The following is a 17732-nucleotide window of genomic DNA, read 5'->3' as shown; positions in this document are numbered from 1 at the left end:
ATGAGCACGCTGTCGCGGGCCGTGGCCTGGCCGGGTTCAAGCGCTGCCGGTGCACATCGCCGCCAGCGCGGCTTCACGCTGATTGAAATGCTGGTGGTGCTGGCCATGATGGGCGTGCTGGCTGCGGCGGCGCGGCCGATGCTGCTGCTGTCGGTGCAGCGCAGCCAGGAGTTCGCGCTGCGTGAGGCGTTGCGCACGCTGCGTACCGGCATCGACGCCTACAAGCGCGCCGCGGCCGAAGGCCAGATCGCGATGAGCCCGCAGGACAGCGGCTATCCGCCCGATCTGCAGAGCCTGGTCAAGGGCGTGCCCGATGCCAAGTCCGTCAACGGCCGCAAGCTCTATTTCCTGCGCCGCCTGCCACGCGACCCCTTCGCCGATCCGGCCCTGCCGGTCGAAGAAAGCTGGGGCCTGCGCGCCTCGGACAGCCCACCCGACGAGATGCGCGCCGGCCGCGATGTCTTCGACATCTACTCGACCTCCGAGCGCCGCGCGCTCGACGGCAGCCGCTACAAGGATTGGTGATGGAGCAGCCCTTCGCAGACCACGGTCAGACCGAGCAGAGGCCGCGGATCCGGCTCCGCCGGTCGGCCGGCCTCGCCCCCCCGGGGGGGCGCGCGCAGCGCGTAGGGGGGGGGCAGCGCCACGGGGGGTTCACCCTCATTGAGCTGATCGTCGTGATGGCCATCGTCGCGCTGCTCTCCAGCATCGTTGCGCCGCGTTATTTCGCCAGCCTGCAGAAGTCGCGCGAGACGGCGATGCGCTCCTCACTGGCGGTGATGCGCGATGCCATCGATCAGTACGCGGCCGACAAGGGGCACTACCCGGAATCGCTGCAGGAGCTGGCCGCGGCGCGCTATCTGCGCGAGATCCCGGAAGACCCCTTGCTCGGCAAGCGTGATGGCTGGGTCGAGCTCGGCCCGCCGCCAGACGCGCAGTTGAAGGGGCAGCTCTACGACATTCGCAGCGGCGCCGCCGGGCGTGGCAGCGATGGCAGGCTCTACGCCGACTGGTGAGGCGATGCGCCAGCGCGGCTTCAGTTATCTCGGCATGCTGTTCTTCGTGGCCATCACGGCGGCCGCGCTGGCGGCCCTCGGCCAGCGCTGGAGCACCGCGATGCAGCGCGAACGCGAGCGCGAGCTGGAGTTCCGCGGCAAGGAGATTGCGCGCGCCATCGAAAGCTATCTGGCCGCCACGGGCACGAGCGTGCCCCAGTACCCGCGCAGCCTGGACGATTTGCTGATCGATGGCCGCAGCTTCAAGCCGCGCCATCATCTGCGCCGCCGCTATCTCGATCCCTTCACCGGCACGGACGACTGGGTGCTCGTGCCTGCGCCCAGCGATCCCAAGGGCTTTGCCGGGGTTCACAGCAGCAGCGAGCAGGTGCTGCTGCGCCGCCTCAGCGCGGACGCGTCCAAGGAAGCTCTGGCGCGTGATTGGCAGTTCCTCGCCAACGCCTCCGGGCAGGCAATACCTGACCCTGGGATAAACCCTGCGGACATCCAGGCATCCGCACCTTCGGCGGCGCATTGATCCGCAAATCTTTCGTTTGAGGCCTCCCGGCCCAGGTGAAAACCCTGTTTCCCCGCAGATGAGGGGCGGGGAAGTCGGGATTCGTCACAAAACGCAAATCCTCAGAATCCCGCCACTCGGCCTGGCTGGGGCGCTTGTCGCACCAAATCCAGCTGAGAGCGGCTTGAGCGGCTGCGGCGACAAGCCACAGCGCGTGAGTGAGCCAGACGTTGAGGGATTCGTCCAAAAGACTTGTTGGGAAAGCGAAGGATAAACATGAAGTTGGGAATCAAACATGCACTGGCCCTTGCGGCCGTCGCAGCGTGCACGGCAGCTTCGGCTGGTGTGGTGACTTTTGAAGGCTTGGATCCAAGCATCTACGGTGGCGGTGATGCCTTCAGCAGCGGCGGTGCAAGCCTGACCGTGCTGGGCAGTGGCTTCAACGGCGCCATCGTCAACGGCAGCGATGTCAACACCTGCACGACGGCCGCCTGCCCGACCGGTAACGGGAGCAACTATTTCGCTGGCCTCAATGACGGCGGTCTGAACGTCGCCGGCGGCGGTGGGATCACGCTGCGCTCGCTGGATTTCGGCTTCATCGCTCCGCTGCCCGTGCCTGGCCTGACCGGCTTTGGTCGCCTGGTGCTGGAAGGCATCTTCGCCGACGGCAGCGTCTACAACGTCAGCGAGGAATTCAGCGGTGCTGACGCATCGGGCAACTTCGGCTTCAGCCACTGGAACGTCGGTGCTGGCTTCGGCAACAACCGTTTCGCCAGCGTCAATGTGTTCGCCTGCCTCTACACCACCAGCGGCAGCTGCGTGAACCCGGCCGGCAATCAGGCCCAGTTCGCCGTCGACAACCTCGACTACGTCATTCCGGAGCCGGGCAGCCTGGCCCTGGTTGGCCTGAGCCTGGCCGGCCTGGCCGCCGTGCGCCGCCGCCGTCAATCGGTCTGATGTTGCCCGCCAACGGAACAAGGAAACACTCGATGAAGAACAAGCTCCGTCCGGCTTCAATGGCCGTCGCCACGCTGGTGGCCATCATGGCGCAAGGCGCCTACGCACAAGAAGCCCGCAATTCCTACATCGTTCAACTGGTGCAAGCGCCGGTGGCTGCCTACGAAGGCGGCATCGCCGGCCTGGCCGCGACCAAGCCGGCGCCTGGCACGCGGCTGGATGTCAGCGCTGCTGACGTGCAGGCCTATATGAACTATCTGACCAGCAAGCAAAACGATGTGCTGGCCAGCATCAATCCGGCCCACGTCTCTTTCCGTTATGACGTGGTGCTCAATGGCTTTGCCGCCAACCTGACCGACGCCGAAGTTCGCGCGCTGAAGAAGAACAGCAATGTGCTGAGCATCGAAGCCGATGTGATGCTGCAGCCGACCACCGCCTACACGCCCGCCTTCCTGGGCCTGGACAAGCCGGGCGGCCTGTGGGATCTGGCCGGCGGCAAGTCCAATGCCGGTGAAGACATCATCATCGCCATGGTCGACAGCGGTGTCTGGCCCGAAGACATCAGCTTTGCCGACAAGGTCGACGCCAACGGTACGCCCACGCACGATGCGTCCGGCACACTGGCCTACGGCCCGGCACCGGCGAAGTGGAAGGGCATCGGCTGCGAGCTGAAGCCCGGCATCACCGCGGCGAACTGCAATAACAAGTTGCTTGGTGTGCGCTCCTTCGTTGCTGCCACGGCGCCAATCAATGCGGCGGACTTCCTGTCCGGCCGCGACGGCACGGCGCAGAGCGGTGGCGGTCATGGAACCCACACGCTGTCGACCGCCGGCGGCAATGCGGGCGTGCCTTCGGCGATCAATGGCGTCAGCATGGGCATGATGTCCGGCATTGCGCCGCGCGCCCGTCTGGCGATGTACAAGACCTGCTTCAAGGGCACGACCTCGACCAATGGCGGTTGCGCCTCGGCGTCCAGCGTTGCCTCGATCAACCAGGCCGTCAAGGACGGCGCTGATGTCATCAACTACTCGATCGGCCCGACGGCCGGCGGCGGCACCTTCACCGACGCCACCGAAGTGGCCTTCCTGAACGCGTCGAACGCGGGTGTGTTCGTGGCAGCCTCGGCGGGCAATGCCGGCCCGACGACTGGCCCCTCGGCCAACCTCGGCCCCTGGCACGCCACGGTCGGTGCGTCCACCCACGACCGCACCGTCGGTGCCGTGGTCGCGCTCGGCGATGGCAGCAGCTACGTTGGCGCCTCGGTCAACCAGCAGGCGCTGAACAACCACGCCACCCTGGTCAACGCGATCGATGCCGGCGTAAAACCCTATGCCCTGCTCTCGCCGGCCGATCAGCTCGCGCTGCGCCTGTGCTACACCGCCGCAGACCGCGCCTCGTTCGGCGGCAGCGCCGATGCGGCGCTGGACCCGGCCAAGGTGGCCAACAAGGTGGTGATCTGCGACCGTGGCAATAGCGCCCGCGTGGCCAAGAGCCAGGCGGTCAAGGACGCCGGTGGCGTCGGCATGGTGCTGGCCGACAACGGTGCCGGCCTGGTTGCCGAAGCGCACTCGGTGCCGACCATCCACATCACCCAGGCCGACGGCAATGCCGTCAAGGCCTATGCCGCGGCCAATGGTGCTCCGACCGCTGACCTGGGCATTGCTCAACCGCGCTACGGCGATGTGCTGGCGCCCAAGATGGCGAACTTCTCCTCGCGCGGCCCCAATGTCGCCAACGCCAACATCCTGAAGCCTGACTTCACCGCCCCGGGCGTCGACATCGTGGCTGCTTACGCGCCGACGACTACCGCTGCAGACGTTGCCACGCTGATGGCCGGTGGCACGGTGAACAAGACCGCCGAAGGCATGATTTCGGGCACCTCGATGTCCAGCCCGCACATCGCGGGGCTGGCCGCGCTGATCAAGCAGCAGCATCCGAGCTGGACGCCGGCGATGATCAAGTCGGCCCTGGCGACCACCGCCAAGGACACCTATGACGACGGCGTCAACGTCGCCCTGCCCTGGGACGCGTCGGCCAGTGCCAACGGCCGCCTGCCCTGGGCGCAGGGTGCCGGTCATGTGCAGCCCAATCTGGCCACCGATCCGGGTCTGGTCTATGACGCTGGCGCCATCGACTACGCGCGCTTCAGCTGCGGCCTGAACCTGGGCATCTACAACGCGGCCACCTGCGCGTCGATCGGCTCGATCGCTGCCTACAACCTGAACCAGCCGGCCATCACGGTCGGCTCGGTGATGGGTGTGCAGACGATCACCCGCACGGTGACCAATGTCGGTACCGCGCCGTCCACCTACAGCGCCACCGCCACGCTGCCGGGCTTCGATGTCGTCGTGTCGCCGTCCAGCTTCACGATCGCTCCGGGGGCCAAGCAGACCTTCACCGTCAAGCTGACCCGCAATGGCGCGGCGCTGGACAAGTGGGCCTATGGCTCGCTGGTCTGGTCCGATGGCAGCCACACGGTGCGCAGCCCGCTGACGGCGCGGCCGACCGCCATGTCGACCCCGGCATCGGTCTATAGTGAAGCCAAGGCCGGCAGCAAGATCTTCACCATCGGCACGGGCTTTGCCGGCGCCATGTCGGCGGACAAGGGCGGCCTGAAGGCGGCCACACGGACCGCCAACACCGTGACCGGCACCAACACCGGCACGGCGGCGACGATCTGCGCGGCCAACAACTCGCCGGCAGTCAAGGTCACGACCGTCAGCATCCCGGCCGACACGCTGGTGGCCCGCTTCCAACTGACGGACGCTGAGACCACCGGCGGTCAGATCCCTGGCAAACAGGACGATCTGGACCTGCTGGTGCTGGACGCCGCGGGCAAGTCAGTCGCCGGCAGCCTGAACGGTGGCTCGAACGAGACCGCAACGATGCTGCGCCCGGCCGCTGGCAACTACCGCGTCTGCGTGATCGCCTATGACCTGCAAGGCCGTCCGAGCTCGACCTACACGATGAACTCGTGGGTCGTTACCAAGTCGGACACCGGCGGCGCACTGAAGGTGCTGGTGCCGGGCACGTCTTACATCGGTGGCACGGCGTCGGTCGGCATGAGCTGGTCGGGTCTGACGGCTGGTCAGCGCTACCTCGGCGCCGCCAGCTTCAAGGTCGGCGGTGTCGAGCAAGGCCTGACCCTGCTGGAAGTCAATGCCAACGACCCGGTGCCGGTCGCCGTCAACTCGCGTCCTGCAACCCAGGCCGCTGACTGATTGCCTCACTGCACGCTGAGTGGCTCCGGCCGCTCAGCCGTTCAGAACTCGGGCCGCAAGCATTCGCTGCTTGCGGCCATTTTCATTGGTACTTTGCTTTCGCTGTTTGCGCGCCAATTGCAACGGCGTCGCCATGGAGCCGAATGCAAACCACAGAGACACGGAGACAGCAGCCTCAAAGCCCTGAACGCTCCGTGTGGCCTCTGTGGCTCTGTGACTCTGTGGTTTGTTTTCGCCGGTCAAGCACGGGCCCACAAAGCGCTGCTTCCATCGGCCGTTCGGCAGGCGCCGCCGCCCTCAGGCAAACAGCGCTTCGGCGCGCTGGTAGAGGATCCAGCTGGTGGCGATGAATTTGTTGCCGCCCTCGGGTCGGTTGCCCCGGTGCGTATGGGTGAAGCCGGCCGGCGCGATCAGGAGGCTGCCGGTACGCGGCTGGATCTTGCGCTGCTGGTAGAGGAACTCGGTCTCGCCGGCCGCGAAGTCGTCGTTCAGATAAATCGTCCAGAGCAGGGCGCGGTGCAGGGCCTCGCCCTGGTCCCGCTTCGGATATTGCTCGCAATGCCAGTAGGGATAGCCGCCCTGGCCGGCGATGTACTTCTGCAGATTGATGCTGCCGGGGCGAAACACCTTGGCGATCAGGCCGTTGAGCAGCGCATCGTCCAGCCGCGCCATGCCCTCGGCGTCGAGCAGCACCAGCTCCTTGCTGCCCGGCGCCTGCATCTTCAGCTGCAGCGGCGCCAGCGCCACATGCGCGTAACGGCGCAGGTAGTCGCGCAGGCAGCGCAGCACGGTGTCGTTGAGCTGCTGGCGCACATCGGCCCAGCCGGGCGCCTGGTCGAGCTGGATGTCCCAGCTGTCCTTCATCGTCAGGTCGACGCCGCTGCCGGTGGCGCCGCGTTGGGCCTGGCCGCTGGCCTCGAAGCGCTGCAGCAGCGCCGCGCAGGCATCGGCTGGCAGGGCGTCCTCATAGACCTCGATGAAATCAACGGCGGGCATGGCAGGCACCCAGGCAAAGAGAGGGCGAGATTTTAGGCGCCCCACAGGGCAACAAGCCTGCTCAATCGGCCCGGCCCGGCGCGCGGCCCAGCCCTGGAGGCAGCAAGGTGCAGCGCTGGGCGATGCAGCGCGCGCCCGGGTCGGCGTTGAACTGGCAGTTCGACATCATCTCGCTCTTCAGGTTCTCGGCGTGGCGCAGCGCGCGATGCTCGGCCAGCAGCTGGTTCAGCCGCGTTTCATTGCTGCGCAGGGTTGACCAGGCCAGATAGCGTTCCGGCCCGCCACAGGGTTTGTCGCCGACGGCGGCGCTGCGGCACTGGCTGTCGGACTCGCAGCGCGCGTCACCGATCTCGGTTTCGATGCGCGACCAGAGCTGTTCGCTGGCGGGCAGTGACTTGGGCGGCGCTGCGGCGCAGGCGCCGAGCAGGCCCGTCAGGGCGCATGTCAGCAACAGACCCGGCAGGCGGCTGCAAGCAGGAGGGGCTCGGAAAAATTGCATGCCCGATGCTCAGGCCTCGGCTCTTGAAACGCAAGCGCGGCACATGTTGTGCGCCCAACGCCCGCAATCGGTCGGAGCAGCATGGCGACTTCTGGCAGATCGCGAACGCCGCTCTAAGCTGGATGCCGCGCGGGTCGATGGTCGGCCAGGCCAGCTTGCTTGTTCTCTGCCCATGTCTTTGCCCCTTGCCCCCGAGTTGCAGCGTCGCCTGATTAGGCCCTTCCAAGGGCTGCCCCCTTCGGTCTACATCCAGGTGGTGGCGACGCTGATCAACACCATGGGCGGCATCGCCAAGCTGTTCCTGCCGCTGTTCTTCCTCGAGCGCTACCAGATCTCCTACGGCCAGATCGGCCTGCTGATGAGCTGCTACGGCATTGGCGCCTTTGGCGGCTCCTACCTGGGGGGGGTGCTGTCCGACAAGTTCGACAACCGGGGCCTGGCCGCCGTGCTGCTGACGGCCAGCGGTGCGCTGACGATCAGCCTGGCCTTGCCCTTGCCGCTGTGGCTGTTCTTCCCGTTGCTGGCGCTGACCGGTCTGGCCGACGGTTCCTTCCGGCCCTGCAATATGCGCTTGGTGCTCGAGCCCTGCAGCGCGGCGGACCAGCCGACCGCGCAGGGCCTGTACCGGATGGCCTACAACCTGGGCACCGCGCTGGCCGGCATCACCGGCGGCCTGCTGGCCGGCTTTGGCTACCACTGGGTCTTCGTGGCGCAGGGCTGCGCCAGTCTGCTGGCCAGTGTCTGGGTGCGGCTGGCCTACCGGCGGCTCGGCGGGGCGGCGCCGGTTCATCATGCCCAGCGGGCGGGCGAATCGGCCGCGCTGGCCTCGCCCTGGCGCGACCCGGCCTTTCTGCGATTCATCGTCGGCATGCTGCTGATCGTCGGCGTGTTCGACCAGATGTACGGCACGCTGGGCCTGTTTCTCAGCGAGCATTTCAAGCTCGGGCCACAGTGGGTCGGCTATATGTTCACGATCAATGGGCTGATGGTCGTCGGCCTGCAGGTCTGGATTGCCCGACGCATCCATCGCTGGGGCTTGCTGCGCTGTTCGCAAATCGCGGTGCTGCTGATCGGTGCGGCCTTCCTGCTGCTCAATGCCGGCCGCTCGGTGCTCTGGCCGCTGCTGTGCGTCGTCGTGCTGACCATCGGCGAACTGCTGATCTCGCCGAGCTACTCGGCCATCGTCATGCAATGCTCCGAGGGCCGCCAGCGCGGCCGCTACCTGGGCATCTACAGCGCCGCCTGGGGCGGCCGCACCCTCTACGCGCCGGCGGCCGGCACCTGGCTCTATGGCAGCCTGGGTGGTGCACAGCTGTGGTGGGTCTGCGCCGCGATCGGCGTGCTGACGGCGCTGATGCTGCAGCGGCCGCTGGGAGAGTTGTTGCGTAGGGAAAGCAGCGCAAATGTGCTTGCATGACCAGACGGTCAGGTAACTGGTTAATTTAGAACATTTATGGCTTGCCCCTGATCCGCGCTAATTTACGCTCGGTCGCTCAGTTGGGTGAATCCATTTTTGTCAGCCAAGGCGATGTAGTCGCCGCGCCGTGATCCTTTGTGCAGCGACTAGCATGAACAGACACGCAATACTGGCTGCAATCGTCGGCTGCACCTCGAAGGAAGTAGCTGCCCAGCTTGCAACGGCCATGCCTGCGGATCGCCCACCAAACGACATCCAGCTATTGACACCATAAATCCGCCCTAGCAGATTCGGTGGGGTGAGCTCTTGCAGTGTCGAATGCCAGGTAATCTCGAATAGCGCTAGAGTGAAGCCCGCGAAGAAACCACACAAATACACTACCCATGTGGTAGAGAAGAAGTAAGTCAACAGATATATCGCTGCCGCCAAAGTGATATAAAAATGGAGAAGTGCGCCTTCCGAGAATCCGGTAATCTTTGGAATTTTCGACAATCCAGCAAGCCCCAGACCGAGCGACAGAGCGGCATAGAAGTATCCAAGGTCTGCGGCGGATGCGCCAAGGCGTTCAAGCTTTATGGGTATAAGTAGTGTGCTGATTGGTAGGATGAAAAAGTTTGCTATGGCGGCGGCGTAAATGCCATTTATTAACCAATAGTTCTTCTTAAAGAATTTTGTCGAAAGACCTTGGGTTTGTTCACAGTCAGTCGTTGGGTTGTCTTGGTTTGTGGTGCGAAATCTGGTAAGGCTAAATAGTGAGCCTGCGATAAAATAAGCTCCAGCGGTGATTGAAAGTGCTATTTCAGCGCCAAATTTATCCAGTGTAAGGCCGATTAGTACGGGTGCTATGAAATATCCGATCTCACCGAGTGTTAGAATATAGCCGTTAATCTCGCGTAGTTCGAGTGATGACTCGATTCTTGGTATGAGAGTGCGCGCTGCATTGTCGTGAATCGCCAGGTTTGTGTAGATGAGAAAGGCCAAGATCGCAAGATTGCTAAGGGGCTGTGCACCTTGCGACAAGCCTATCGCGGTCAATAAGAATAGGCCTGCGCCCAGCCAATTGGTGAAAACGGCGATTCGCTTTCGATTGAATCGATCAGTCAGGTGACCGGCAGCCAGCGAGCCGAAGAATTGACCGACTGTAATCAGTAGCGTAACCAAGCCCAAGCCTGCACCGCCGTAGCCCTTGAGCACAATCCAACAAATGGCAACGCGAGCACCACCACCCGCAAAGTCGGTTGCAAAAATGCTCGCAAGGAATGCCCAAGGCTTGGTCATTTGGTATTCCTTAAATCAAATTACACGCGAAAAAAGCGGGAGCATGATGCCGTTCTCTTTTTGGCCGCGTTCGACCAGCCGCTGGTAATAGTCGTTTCTGAATTTGGACGAGCAGTCGTTTTGATGGATTGGGATTCCGGTTGTTACTTGGGGTAGGTGACACTTGCCTCCACAGATGTAGCGCAGGTCACAAGATTTGCAGAGAGGTAGCTTTTCAACGTTCGCTCTCTTAGCATTCAGCATTATCCGGTCAAACACTTTGCCCACCGGCTCAGCGACAATGTTCCCCGCAATGTAGCGAGGAGACAGGCACGGTGAGACATCTCCGTTGGCGTAGAGCGCATACAGCTTGCCAAATCCGCAGCTGATCCGTTTTGTCGGCGAAGTAGGCTGCCAACCTGTTCCAAGGAATTGCATTGACAGTTTCGGGAGTAAGCGAGCCATGGCGTCGGGCGCTACAGCCTCATTGCGATTCTCAAGACCACGACCTTCCTCCACGAATTTGGCGAACAGAACACTAACTTTGAAGGGAAGTGATTGAATCAAGTTGTGAAAATTTGCTTCAATGTCTGCTATGTTTGATTTCATCAGGCAAATATTTATTCCAACTTCAATCCCCGCTTCGCCAAGGCGTCTTATTCCGCGAATTGCCTGTCTGAAAGCACCGTTGCCACGTACCGCATCGTGGACAGTATCCGAGGCGCCATCTAGAGAAACGTTTACTAGATCAACATAGCTCCCAATTTCGGCAATGCGTTTGTCTGTCCAAAGCATCCCATTGGAAAGGATTGACGTGCGGATTCCCAGAGATTTACTGTGCTGCAGCAGTTCCGGTAGCCAAGGGACAAGTAATGGCTCGCCGCCGCTAATGCTCAGGTATACGGTGTTGTATCTATTTCTCGCTTCTTCAATGACATCGATCCATGCATCAACACCAATTTCCAGACTAAACGGCTCACCCGAGGATACATAGCAGTGCTTGCATCTTAGATTGCAGGCATTTGTAACATGAATTTGCAATGTGACTTCATCCTCAACCTCGATGGTGGTATCTGGCTCGATGAAGTCATTGACAGCAAGCTTTGTCAGAAGGGTTGATAGAGCTTCATTGGCGTTTGATATTCCCCAGGAATTCAAACTGTATGCAGCTTCCCTGAGTGACGCTCCTCGACTCAGCCGTAAGATAGCTTCAGCTTCATGATCGGCCACTACGATCCAAGCTGGTATTTTCGGTGCAATTAGCAGATTGGTCTCTAGCAACTGATGCCGGGCTATTTCCCTTGGTACAGGGAAGGACCGTTCCATGTCAAATTCTGTTGGCACCAGTTTCATTCTTGTTCCTGAGCTTTTTGGAGGCCAGTTGATGTTTCCAGAAAGAGGCGCCGCTGTTTCGCGCCGCCTCTTTGGGGCGCTTAAGCGTCGCGATCAGAACAGTATGCGGTTTCTTTGTTGTCCGAGTTACGGCGTACATAGTTCAGAGAAGCGCCGCGCGTGTTCACATAGCCCTTGCTCGATTCTTTATCGGGCATGGCAACAACTAGGACTGTTGGGCTGGAATTGGTCTGGTCTTCGTTGCGAGTAGTCGGGTTCATCATTTGTGTTCCTTTGAAAACGGAAAAGTATTCCATCCACTGGATGGTGCGGATATCCCGGGCGGGCGAAGGCCAACCACGGAATGCTATGAGCAGAGTCAAATTGCAAAGTGGCAGTAACGTTGTTTTCGCGCGGGCGCAATTGCTGTTCGATGCCTGTTTCGTCTGGCAGGGCGGGCTGGCCCCGCGCTCAGTCTTTTGTTCTCGACTCTTCTCTCAAGCGGAAAGTTTCCTGGCTCTCAAGTCGTGGCGCATCGGGGCAATTACGTCTGTAAAGGTTGACAGGTGCTCTAGGTGTTAGGGTGAGCGGCACTTGTGTTGATCTGGCTCGTTGGTCTGCGTGAGCATCCGGCTCTGGAGGGCAAGCTAGGTAGCGAGGGTCGTTTGACCCGCGCGGGCTCTTGAAACGCCGCCATCGGTGGAATGTGAAACCGGTGACTACCGGCTTGGCGACGTGCCGCCGTTGGAAGGCGTGTTACGCCTTCGGCTAAGCCGGCCTACGCGCTAACCCGGCATACGCGTTGATCAGCCTTCACGCCGCCCTCAACCCATCCACAATATTCAAGCGAGCCGCCCGCCAGGCCGGGATGAAGCCGCCCACCAGGCCCATGAAGAGGGCGAAGAGCAGGGTCTGGAGGGCGATGGCGCTGGTCAGCTTGAACTGGAAGGCCAGTTCGGCGAAGGTCTGGAAGTTCGTCGTCGAGATATTGACCGTCTGCATCAGGCTGGCGCCGGCCAGGCCGATCAGGCCGCCGACGAAAGACAGCAGCAGCGATTCGAGCAGAAAGGCCAGCAGGATCGCGCTGCGTCGGAAACCCAGCGCGCGCAAGGTGCCGATTTCGCCGGTGCGCTGGGCGACGGCGGCGAACATGGTGATCATGGCGCCGACGATGGCGCCGATCGAGAAGATCACCGACAGCGAGGTGCCCAGGATGCTGATGAATTTGGCCAGCGCCTCGCTCTGTTCGGCATAGAACTGGATCTCCGGCTTGGCCTCGACGGTCAGGCGCGGGTCGTCCGCGATGCGCTGGCGGATGGCGTCGGCCTGGCCGGCATCGGCGAGGCGGAACACCACGGTGGAGAAGGCATTGCGGCGAAAGGCCTGCAGCATCTGCTCGGCATCGCCCCAGATTTCCGAATCGAAGCCGGTGCGGCCGGCCTCGAAAACGCCGACGACCTGCCAGTCGCGCCCGGCAAAGCGCATCGTCTCGCCCAGCGCGGCGCCCTGAAAACCGCTGGCCACCGCGCTGCCGGTGATGATCTCCGAGGTGCCGGGGCGGAACATCCGGCCCTGCGTCAGCCGCACCTGGGGCCGCAGCGCCAGGCCGTTGGCGCCGGTGCCGCGCACGGTGACGTTGCTGGGTTTGCCGCTGCCGCGCTTGGGCAGATTGTTCAGCACCACTGGTTCCTTGCTCAGCAAGACCTGACCCTCGGCATTGGTGGCAATGCCGGCCAGGCTTTCGATGATGGCGGCCTGGCCGCGGTCCACCGCGCTGTTGATTTCGGCGCCGGCGCCCTTGCGCAGCAGCAGCAGGTTGTCGGTCTGCCCGGTGGCGACCAGCGTGGCGCGTATGCCTTCGCTCATCATCAGCACGGTGGCGAACACATAGACGACCAGGGCCATGCCGCCGGCCGTCAGCAGCGTGGTGACGCGGCGCACCCAGAGGTTGCGGGCGATGTAGCTGAGCGGGATGGCCTTGATCATGCGTGGTCCATGGGCTCGTCAGGCACGCAGCCCGCTGACGATGTCGATGCGGCTCATCTTCCAGGCCGGCCAGGCGGCCGCCACGGTGCCGACGACGAGGGCCGCGCCGAGCTGCAGGCCCTGCGTCAGCGCCGAGACCTGGAAGACCGGGAACAGCGTGCCTGCGGCGCTGGCAAAGCCGGCCGCCATCGGCAGCGTCAGCAGCAGGCCGGCGATGCCGCCGAGCAGCGCGATCAGCAGGCTCTCGCCGAACAGCAGCTTGACGACGAAGCCGGGCGGAAAGCCCAGCGCCTTCAGCGTCGCGTATTCGGCCAGGCGTTCGCGGGCGGTCATGGTCATCGTGTTGGCCATCACCGCCATGATGATGACGATGATGATGAAGCTGACCGCGCGCACCGCCACCAGAATCGCTTCGCTCATCGAGACAAAGCTGAGCTGAAAGGCGGACTCGGTTTCGGTCAGCGTCTCGGCCAGCGAGTTCTTGAACAGCGCGTCGACCCGCTGCGACACCAGCGCCGCGTTCTGCGGCTCGTTGATGCCCAGCACATAGACGCCGACGAAATCGGCCCGGCCGGGGTACTTCTTGCGCAGGGTTTCGTTCAGCAGCGCCCAGTGGAAGAGCAGCTGGCTTTCGTCGGTCTTGGCCTCGGCGCCGTCCCAGATGCCGCGCAGGGTGAAGGTCCAGGTGCCGGGGTAGATGGTGCCGCGCAGCGGGATCTGGTCGCCGACCTTCCAGCCGAACTTGTTGGCCAGCTTGCGGCCGACGATGCAGCCCTGGCGGTCGCGGATGAAGGCCAGCCGCTCCTCGTCCTTCAGCCGGTATTCGGGGTAGAGGGACAGATAGCTGGCCGGCTCGACCCCGAACTGCGGGAAGAAATTGCGCTCGGTGACGTAGACACCACCAAACCAGTTGGCCCAGGACACGCTGCTGACGCCCTCGACCGCCTTGATCCGCTGCGCATAGTTCAGCGGCAGCGGAAAGGTCAGCGAGATGCTGCTGCGCGACACCAGCCGCGTGCTGCTGGAGCCTTCGACGCCGGCATACCAGGCGTCGACGATGGTCTGCAGCAGGCCAAAGGCGGACACCGCCACCACCAGGCCGACCAGGGTCAGCAGCGTGCGCAGCTTGTGCCTGAAGGCGTTCTTGAGCAGCAGCTTGAGCAGGAACATGGCTGCGTGGCGGTCAGGGCTGCGGGGTCAGGTCTTGCGCCGGCGCCTCGTCGGGCACCAGCACGCCTTTTTCCAGATGGACCAGCCGCCGCGCCCGTGCCGCCGCCTTCGGGTCGTGGGTGACCATGACGATGGTCTTGCCCAGCTTGCGGTTCAGGTCATCAAGCAGGCCCAGCACCTCGGAGCCGGTCGTGCGGTCGAGATCGCCGGTGGGCTCGTCGGCCACGATCAGCTGCGGATCGCTGACCAGCGCGCGGGCGATCGCCACCCGCTGCTGCTGGCCGCCGGACAGCTCGTTGGGGTAATGGTCCATCCGGTCTTCCAGATGCACCATGGCCAGCGCTGCCTCGGCATGCTGGCGGCGCTGGCGGGCCGAGAGCCCGGTCAGCAGCAGCGGCAGCTCGACGTTCTCCAGTGCCGACAGCACCGGCATCAGGTTGTAGAACTGGAAGATGAAGCCGACATGGGCGGCGCGCCAATCGGCCAGCGCGCCTTCACCCAGCGTGGCGATGTCGATGCCGCCGATCTCGATGCGGCCGCTGCTGGGCTTGTCGATGCCGGCGATCAGGTTCAACAGCGTGCTCTTGCCCGAGCCGCTGGGGCCCATCAGCGCGACGAAATCGCCGGCCTGCACGGCCAGCTCGATGTCCAGCAGCACTGGAATGTCCTGCCCGCCGCGGCGGTAGGACTTGGACAGGTGGCTGATCCGGATCAGCGGGGCATCCATCGCCGGCGCGCCTGGCATGGCCATCACTTGGCGGCCAGCTTGACGCTGGCGCCGTTCTTCAGCGTCTCGGGCGGCGCGAGCACCAGGCGGTCGCCGCTCTTCAAGCCGGCGCCGCTGATCTCCAGCGCATCGCCAAGCTGGCGGCCCTTGCGCACCTCGATGGCCTCGACGATCTCTTTGTCGCCCTCGCGCTTCAAGCGCATCAGCCAGCTCTTGCCTTCGCGCTCCAGCAGCGCCTTGGGGTTGACCGCCAGCACCGGTTGCTGCTCGGCCTCGCTGGGCGCCTTGGACAGAAAGCTGACCTTGGCGCTCATCTCCGGCAGGATGCGCGGATCGAGCTTCTCGAAGCGCACCTTGGTCATCACCGTGGCCTTGGCGCGGTCCACCGTCGGCACGATGCCGCCGACCTCGCCGCGCAGGCGCAGGCCCGGCAGCGCATCCAGCGTGATCTCGACCGGCTGGCCCTTGGTCGCCTTGGCCAGGCTGCCTTCGGACACATCGGCCTCGACCTCCAGCGTGCTCAGATCGGCCATGGTCACCACCGCGCCCTGCGAACCCGAGGCGCTGGAGAAGGGCGTGATGATGTCGCCGACATTGGCGTTCTTGACCAGCACGATGCCGTCAAAGGGCGCGCGGATCTCGGTGTAGTCGCGATTGACCTCCTGCACGCGGGCCTGGGCCTGGGCCTGGGCGATCGCCGCCTGAGCCTGGGCCAGACCGGCGCTGGCGCTGGCCTGGCTGGCGCGCGCGGCATCGAGCCGGCGCTGGGCGGCGTCCAGCGCCTGCGGCGACACAAAGCCCTGCGCATTCAGGCTCTTGGCGCGCTGGTACTCGGCCTCGGCATTCAGCGCCTCGACCTCGGCCTGGCGCTGCGTGGCCTGGGCCTGGCGCTGGCCGGCCTCGGCCAGGCGCACGCCGGCTTGCGCGGCGCCGATGGCCGCCTGCACATCGCTGGCGTCGAGCCGGGCGATCAGCTCGCCCTTCTTCAGCACCGAGCCCTCGCGCACCAGCAGCTCGATCAGCCGCCCGGTCGCCTTGGAGGCCACCGCCGCACGGCGCTGCGCCACCACATAGCCGGAGGCGGTCAGCTGCAGGTACTGGGCCGAGGGGTAGCTCTGCAGCACCGTGGTGACCTGCACCTCGGGCGGTCGCGGCGCCAGTGCGAAGGCGCCGACCAGCACTACCACCGCGCCGGCGATGAGCCAGCGCCAGGGCCGGCGGCGGGTCTTGGTGGCGCTGCGGTTGATGGCCAGTTGAGCCAGGGACGATTGCGTTTCAGCCATGGTGCTCTTCAGCGGGCGCGGTGCGCGACGGCCGGATTGTGCACGCGGATGGCAGGCTGCGTCTGTGCTTTGAGCTGCTCTACCATCCTGGCTGGTGCGCTGCGCGGCGCGGGACAATGGGCGTCATGAGGCAGGTCAAGAGTTCGTTTGGCGGGGCGAAGCGGGTGGCATGGTTGCGCGGCAGCGCGCTGCTGGCCCTGTGCCTGTTGGTGCCGGCCGCCTTCGGCGAGACCGAGCCGGCTGCCAGCGTGCCTCAGCCGGTGGCGCCCGGCTGCCCGGCGCTGGCGCCCGAGGCGGTGCTGGCCACGCTGAACGCCGTTCGTGCGATGCCCCGGCAGTGCGGCCCGCGCGCCTTTGCCGCCGCTGCAGCGCTGCGCTGGAGCGCGCAGCTGGCCGAATCAGCCGGCCGCCATGTGCAGCAGCTGGCGGCACGCAACACGCTCAGCCACCGCGGCCAGCAGGCGGAATCGCTGCGCCAGCGCTTGCGCGAAAGCGGCTACCGGCTGCGCCTGGGCGGCGAGAACCTGGCCGCCGGGCCGGCCGATGCCGATGAGGCGCTGGCCCAGTGGCTGCTCAGCCCCGAGCACTGCGCCAATCTGATGGCGCCCGCCTATGAGGAAGCGGCGCTGGCCTGCGCCGCCAACAACGGCGAATACGGCCGCTTCTGGGTGCTGCACCTGGGCGCGGCGCTGCCGGCGCTGCCTTAGATCCAGCCCAGATCGATGGCGCGCAGCACGGCCTGGGTGCGGTCGCGAACGCCCATCTTGGAGAACACCGCCGAACAGTGGTTCTTGATCACGCCCTCGCTATTGCCCAGCAGGGCGGCGATCTCGGTGTTGCTGCGGCCGCTGGCCACCAGGCGCAGCACCTGCAGCTCCTTGGGCGAGAGCGGGTCGGGCTGCGGCGTGGCGCTGAAGGCGCGTTCGACATTGCTGCTCTGGCGCTCCATCCGCTCGGTCAGCGAGGGGCGCAGCGCGGTGCCGCCGGCGGCCACATCCTTCAGGGCCTGCACCAGGGTCTCGGGGCTGATGGCCTTGAGCAGAAAACCCTTGGCACCGGCACGCGCGGCCTCGTCGAAGGCGGCGGCGTCGTCAAAGGTGGTCAGCAGCACGACCGGGATCTTCAGCGCCCGCGCGGCCAGTGCGCGGATCAGGCCCAGGCCGTCCAGGCGCGGCATGCGCATGTCGGAGAGGATCACATCGGGCTGCTCGGCGGCGATCAGCTCCAGCGCCTCGGCGCCGTCGGACGCTTCGCCGATGATGCGCAATTCCTCGTGCAGCGAGAGCAGGCCCTTGAGACCTTCACGCACCAGTTGCTGGTCTTCCACCAGCAGCACCTTGATAGCCTCGTTGCTCATCTTCGTTCCTCCAGTGAT

Annotated in this window: 17 protein-coding genes; 7 read left to right on the top strand and 10 right to left on the bottom strand. The window is 64.4% G+C overall.

What is annotated here, in order from left to right:
- From RQP53_RS16675 to RQP53_RS16655, 5 genes are all read left to right on the top strand, one after another.
- Nucleotides 1–525: a type II secretion system protein gene (locus tag RQP53_RS16675; protein ID WP_315651803.1), complete on the top strand. Its 525-nt coding sequence runs from the start codon at nucleotides 1–3 to the stop codon at nucleotides 523–525.
- The gene (locus RQP53_RS16670; RefSeq protein ID WP_315651802.1) at nucleotides 525–1016 is read left to right on the top strand and encodes a type II secretion system protein; all 492 of its coding nucleotides are present in this window, start codon (nucleotides 525–527) and stop codon (nucleotides 1014–1016) included. The genes RQP53_RS16675 and RQP53_RS16670 overlap by 1 nt, the downstream gene beginning before the upstream one ends.
- Nucleotides 991–1533: a type II secretion system protein gene (locus RQP53_RS16665; RefSeq protein WP_315651801.1), complete on the top strand. Its 543-nt coding sequence runs from the start codon at nucleotides 991–993 to the stop codon at nucleotides 1531–1533. The genes RQP53_RS16670 and RQP53_RS16665 overlap by 26 nt, the downstream gene beginning before the upstream one ends.
- A 255-nt stretch (nucleotides 1534–1788) precedes the next feature.
- A complete protein-coding gene (locus RQP53_RS16660) occupies nucleotides 1789–2469 on the top strand; it encodes an NF038120 family PEP-CTERM protein (RefSeq protein ID WP_315651800.1) in 681 nt (226 codons plus the stop codon).
- Between the two features lie 32 nt (nucleotides 2470–2501).
- On the top strand, nucleotides 2502–5690 hold the full coding sequence (locus RQP53_RS16655) for a S8 family serine peptidase (protein WP_315651799.1): 3189 nt from the start codon (nucleotides 2502–2504) through the stop codon (nucleotides 5688–5690).
- A gap of 297 nt (nucleotides 5691–5987) precedes the next feature.
- Here RQP53_RS16655 and RQP53_RS16650 read toward each other — a convergent pair whose 3' ends face one another.
- A complete protein-coding gene (locus RQP53_RS16650) occupies nucleotides 5988–6686 on the bottom strand; it encodes a 2OG-Fe(II) oxygenase (protein ID WP_315651798.1) in 699 nt (232 codons plus the stop codon).
- A gap of 61 nt (nucleotides 6687–6747) precedes the next feature.
- Nucleotides 6748–7137, bottom strand: coding sequence for a hypothetical protein (locus RQP53_RS16645; protein ID WP_315651797.1), 390 nt, complete (start codon nucleotides 7135–7137; stop codon nucleotides 6748–6750).
- Between the two features lie 220 nt (nucleotides 7138–7357).
- Here RQP53_RS16645 and RQP53_RS16640 point away from each other — a divergent pair, with 220 nt between their 5' ends.
- Entirely contained in the window at nucleotides 7358–8602 is a 1245-nt protein-coding gene (locus tag RQP53_RS16640) for an MFS transporter (protein ID WP_315651796.1), read from the top strand.
- 99 nt (nucleotides 8603–8701) lie between these two features.
- On the opposite strand, the gene RQP53_RS16635 is transcribed toward RQP53_RS16640, so the two are convergent.
- The 7 genes from RQP53_RS16635 to RQP53_RS16605 all read right to left on the bottom strand — a co-directional run bounded on the left by RQP53_RS16635 (nucleotide 8702) and on the right by RQP53_RS16605 (nucleotide 16357).
- Complete coding sequence (locus tag RQP53_RS16635) at nucleotides 8702–9880, bottom strand: MFS transporter (RefSeq protein WP_315651795.1); 1179 nt, start codon at nucleotides 9878–9880, stop codon at nucleotides 8702–8704.
- A 15-nt stretch (nucleotides 9881–9895) separates the two neighbouring features.
- The gene (locus RQP53_RS16630) at nucleotides 9896–11212 is read right to left on the bottom strand and encodes a radical SAM/SPASM domain-containing protein (protein ID WP_315651794.1); all 1317 of its coding nucleotides are present in this window, start codon (nucleotides 11210–11212) and stop codon (nucleotides 9896–9898) included.
- An 80-nt stretch (nucleotides 11213–11292) separates the two neighbouring features.
- Complete coding sequence (locus RQP53_RS16625; RefSeq protein ID WP_315651793.1) at nucleotides 11293–11508, bottom strand: hypothetical protein; 216 nt, start codon at nucleotides 11506–11508, stop codon at nucleotides 11293–11295.
- Nucleotides 11509–12004: 496 nt separating this feature from the next.
- On the bottom strand, nucleotides 12005–13177 hold the full coding sequence (locus RQP53_RS16620) for an ABC transporter permease (RefSeq protein WP_315651792.1): 1173 nt from the start codon (nucleotides 13175–13177) through the stop codon (nucleotides 12005–12007).
- 18 nt (nucleotides 13178–13195) lie between these two features.
- Nucleotides 13196–14347 carry an ABC transporter permease gene (locus tag RQP53_RS16615; protein WP_315651791.1) on the bottom strand — a complete coding sequence of 384 codons (1152 nt, stop codon included), beginning with the start codon at nucleotides 14345–14347 and terminating at the stop codon, nucleotides 13196–13198.
- Between the two features lie 13 nt (nucleotides 14348–14360).
- Entirely contained in the window at nucleotides 14361–15098 is a 738-nt protein-coding gene (locus RQP53_RS16610) for an ABC transporter ATP-binding protein (RefSeq protein WP_434064110.1), read from the bottom strand.
- Nucleotides 15098–16357: an efflux RND transporter periplasmic adaptor subunit gene (locus RQP53_RS16605; RefSeq protein WP_315651790.1), complete on the bottom strand. Its 1260-nt coding sequence runs from the start codon at nucleotides 16355–16357 to the stop codon at nucleotides 15098–15100. Before RQP53_RS16605 ends, RQP53_RS16610 begins: the two co-directional genes overlap by 1 nt.
- 125 nt (nucleotides 16358–16482) lie before the next feature.
- Here RQP53_RS16605 and RQP53_RS16600 point away from each other — a divergent pair, with 125 nt between their 5' ends.
- Nucleotides 16483–17064, top strand: a complete 582-nt coding sequence (locus RQP53_RS16600; RefSeq protein ID WP_315651789.1) for a CAP domain-containing protein — start codon at nucleotides 16483–16485, stop codon at nucleotides 17062–17064.
- Here the strand turns inward: RQP53_RS16600 and RQP53_RS16595 are convergent.
- Nucleotides 17061–17714, bottom strand: coding sequence for a response regulator transcription factor (locus RQP53_RS16595; protein ID WP_315651788.1), 654 nt, complete (start codon nucleotides 17712–17714; stop codon nucleotides 17061–17063). The two genes, RQP53_RS16600 and RQP53_RS16595, sit on opposite strands and share 4 nt — an antisense overlap.
- Nucleotides 17715–17732 lie beyond the last annotated feature (18 nt).

This window comes from Roseateles aquae, assembly GCF_032337115.1.
In the GTDB taxonomy this organism is placed as follows: Bacteria; Pseudomonadota; Gammaproteobacteria; order Burkholderiales; family Burkholderiaceae_C; genus Roseateles_C; species Roseateles_C aquae.
The sequence above is the reverse complement of the archived record's forward strand: the minus strand, read 5'-3'. Positions and strand labels throughout refer to the sequence as shown.

What these genes read in the sequence shown, in the direction of transcription:
- RQP53_RS16675 (WP_315651803.1), top strand. Translation starts at nt 1, where the DNA reads ATGAGCACGCTGTCGCGGGCCGTGGCCTGGCCGGGTTCAAGCGCTGCC.
- RQP53_RS16615 (WP_315651791.1), bottom strand. Translation starts at nt 14,347, where the DNA reads ATGTTCCTGCTCAAGCTGCTGCTCAAGAACGCCTTCAGGCACAAGCTG.
- RQP53_RS16625 (WP_315651793.1), bottom strand. Translation starts at nt 11,508, where the DNA reads ATGGAATACTTTTCCGTTTTCAAAGGAACACAAATGATGAACCCGACT.
- RQP53_RS16640 (WP_315651796.1), top strand. Translation starts at nt 7,358, where the DNA reads ATGTCTTTGCCCCTTGCCCCCGAGTTGCAGCGTCGCCTGATTAGGCCC.
- RQP53_RS16600 (WP_315651789.1), top strand. Translation starts at nt 16,483, where the DNA reads ATGAGGCAGGTCAAGAGTTCGTTTGGCGGGGCGAAGCGGGTGGCATGG.
- RQP53_RS16650 (WP_315651798.1), bottom strand. Translation starts at nt 6,686, where the DNA reads ATGCCCGCCGTTGATTTCATCGAGGTCTATGAGGACGCCCTGCCAGCC.
- RQP53_RS16670 (WP_315651802.1), top strand. Translation starts at nt 525, where the DNA reads ATGGAGCAGCCCTTCGCAGACCACGGTCAGACCGAGCAGAGGCCGCGG.
- RQP53_RS16605 (WP_315651790.1), bottom strand. Translation starts at nt 16,357, where the DNA reads ATGGCTGAAACGCAATCGTCCCTGGCTCAACTGGCCATCAACCGCAGC.
- RQP53_RS16635 (WP_315651795.1), bottom strand. Translation starts at nt 9,880, where the DNA reads ATGACCAAGCCTTGGGCATTCCTTGCGAGCATTTTTGCAACCGACTTT.
- RQP53_RS16595 (WP_315651788.1), bottom strand. Translation starts at nt 17,714, where the DNA reads ATGAGCAACGAGGCTATCAAGGTGCTGCTGGTGGAAGACCAGCAACTG.
- RQP53_RS16660 (WP_315651800.1), top strand. Translation starts at nt 1,789, where the DNA reads ATGAAGTTGGGAATCAAACATGCACTGGCCCTTGCGGCCGTCGCAGCG.
- RQP53_RS16630 (WP_315651794.1), bottom strand. Translation starts at nt 11,212, where the DNA reads ATGAAACTGGTGCCAACAGAATTTGACATGGAACGGTCCTTCCCTGTA.
- RQP53_RS16655 (WP_315651799.1), top strand. Translation starts at nt 2,502, where the DNA reads ATGAAGAACAAGCTCCGTCCGGCTTCAATGGCCGTCGCCACGCTGGTG.
- RQP53_RS16610 (WP_434064110.1), bottom strand. Translation starts at nt 15,098, where the DNA reads ATGGCCATGCCAGGCGCGCCGGCGATGGATGCCCCGCTGATCCGGATC.
- RQP53_RS16620 (WP_315651792.1), bottom strand. Translation starts at nt 13,177, where the DNA reads ATGATCAAGGCCATCCCGCTCAGCTACATCGCCCGCAACCTCTGGGTG.
- RQP53_RS16665 (WP_315651801.1), top strand. Translation starts at nt 991, where the DNA reads ATGGCAGGCTCTACGCCGACTGGTGAGGCGATGCGCCAGCGCGGCTTC.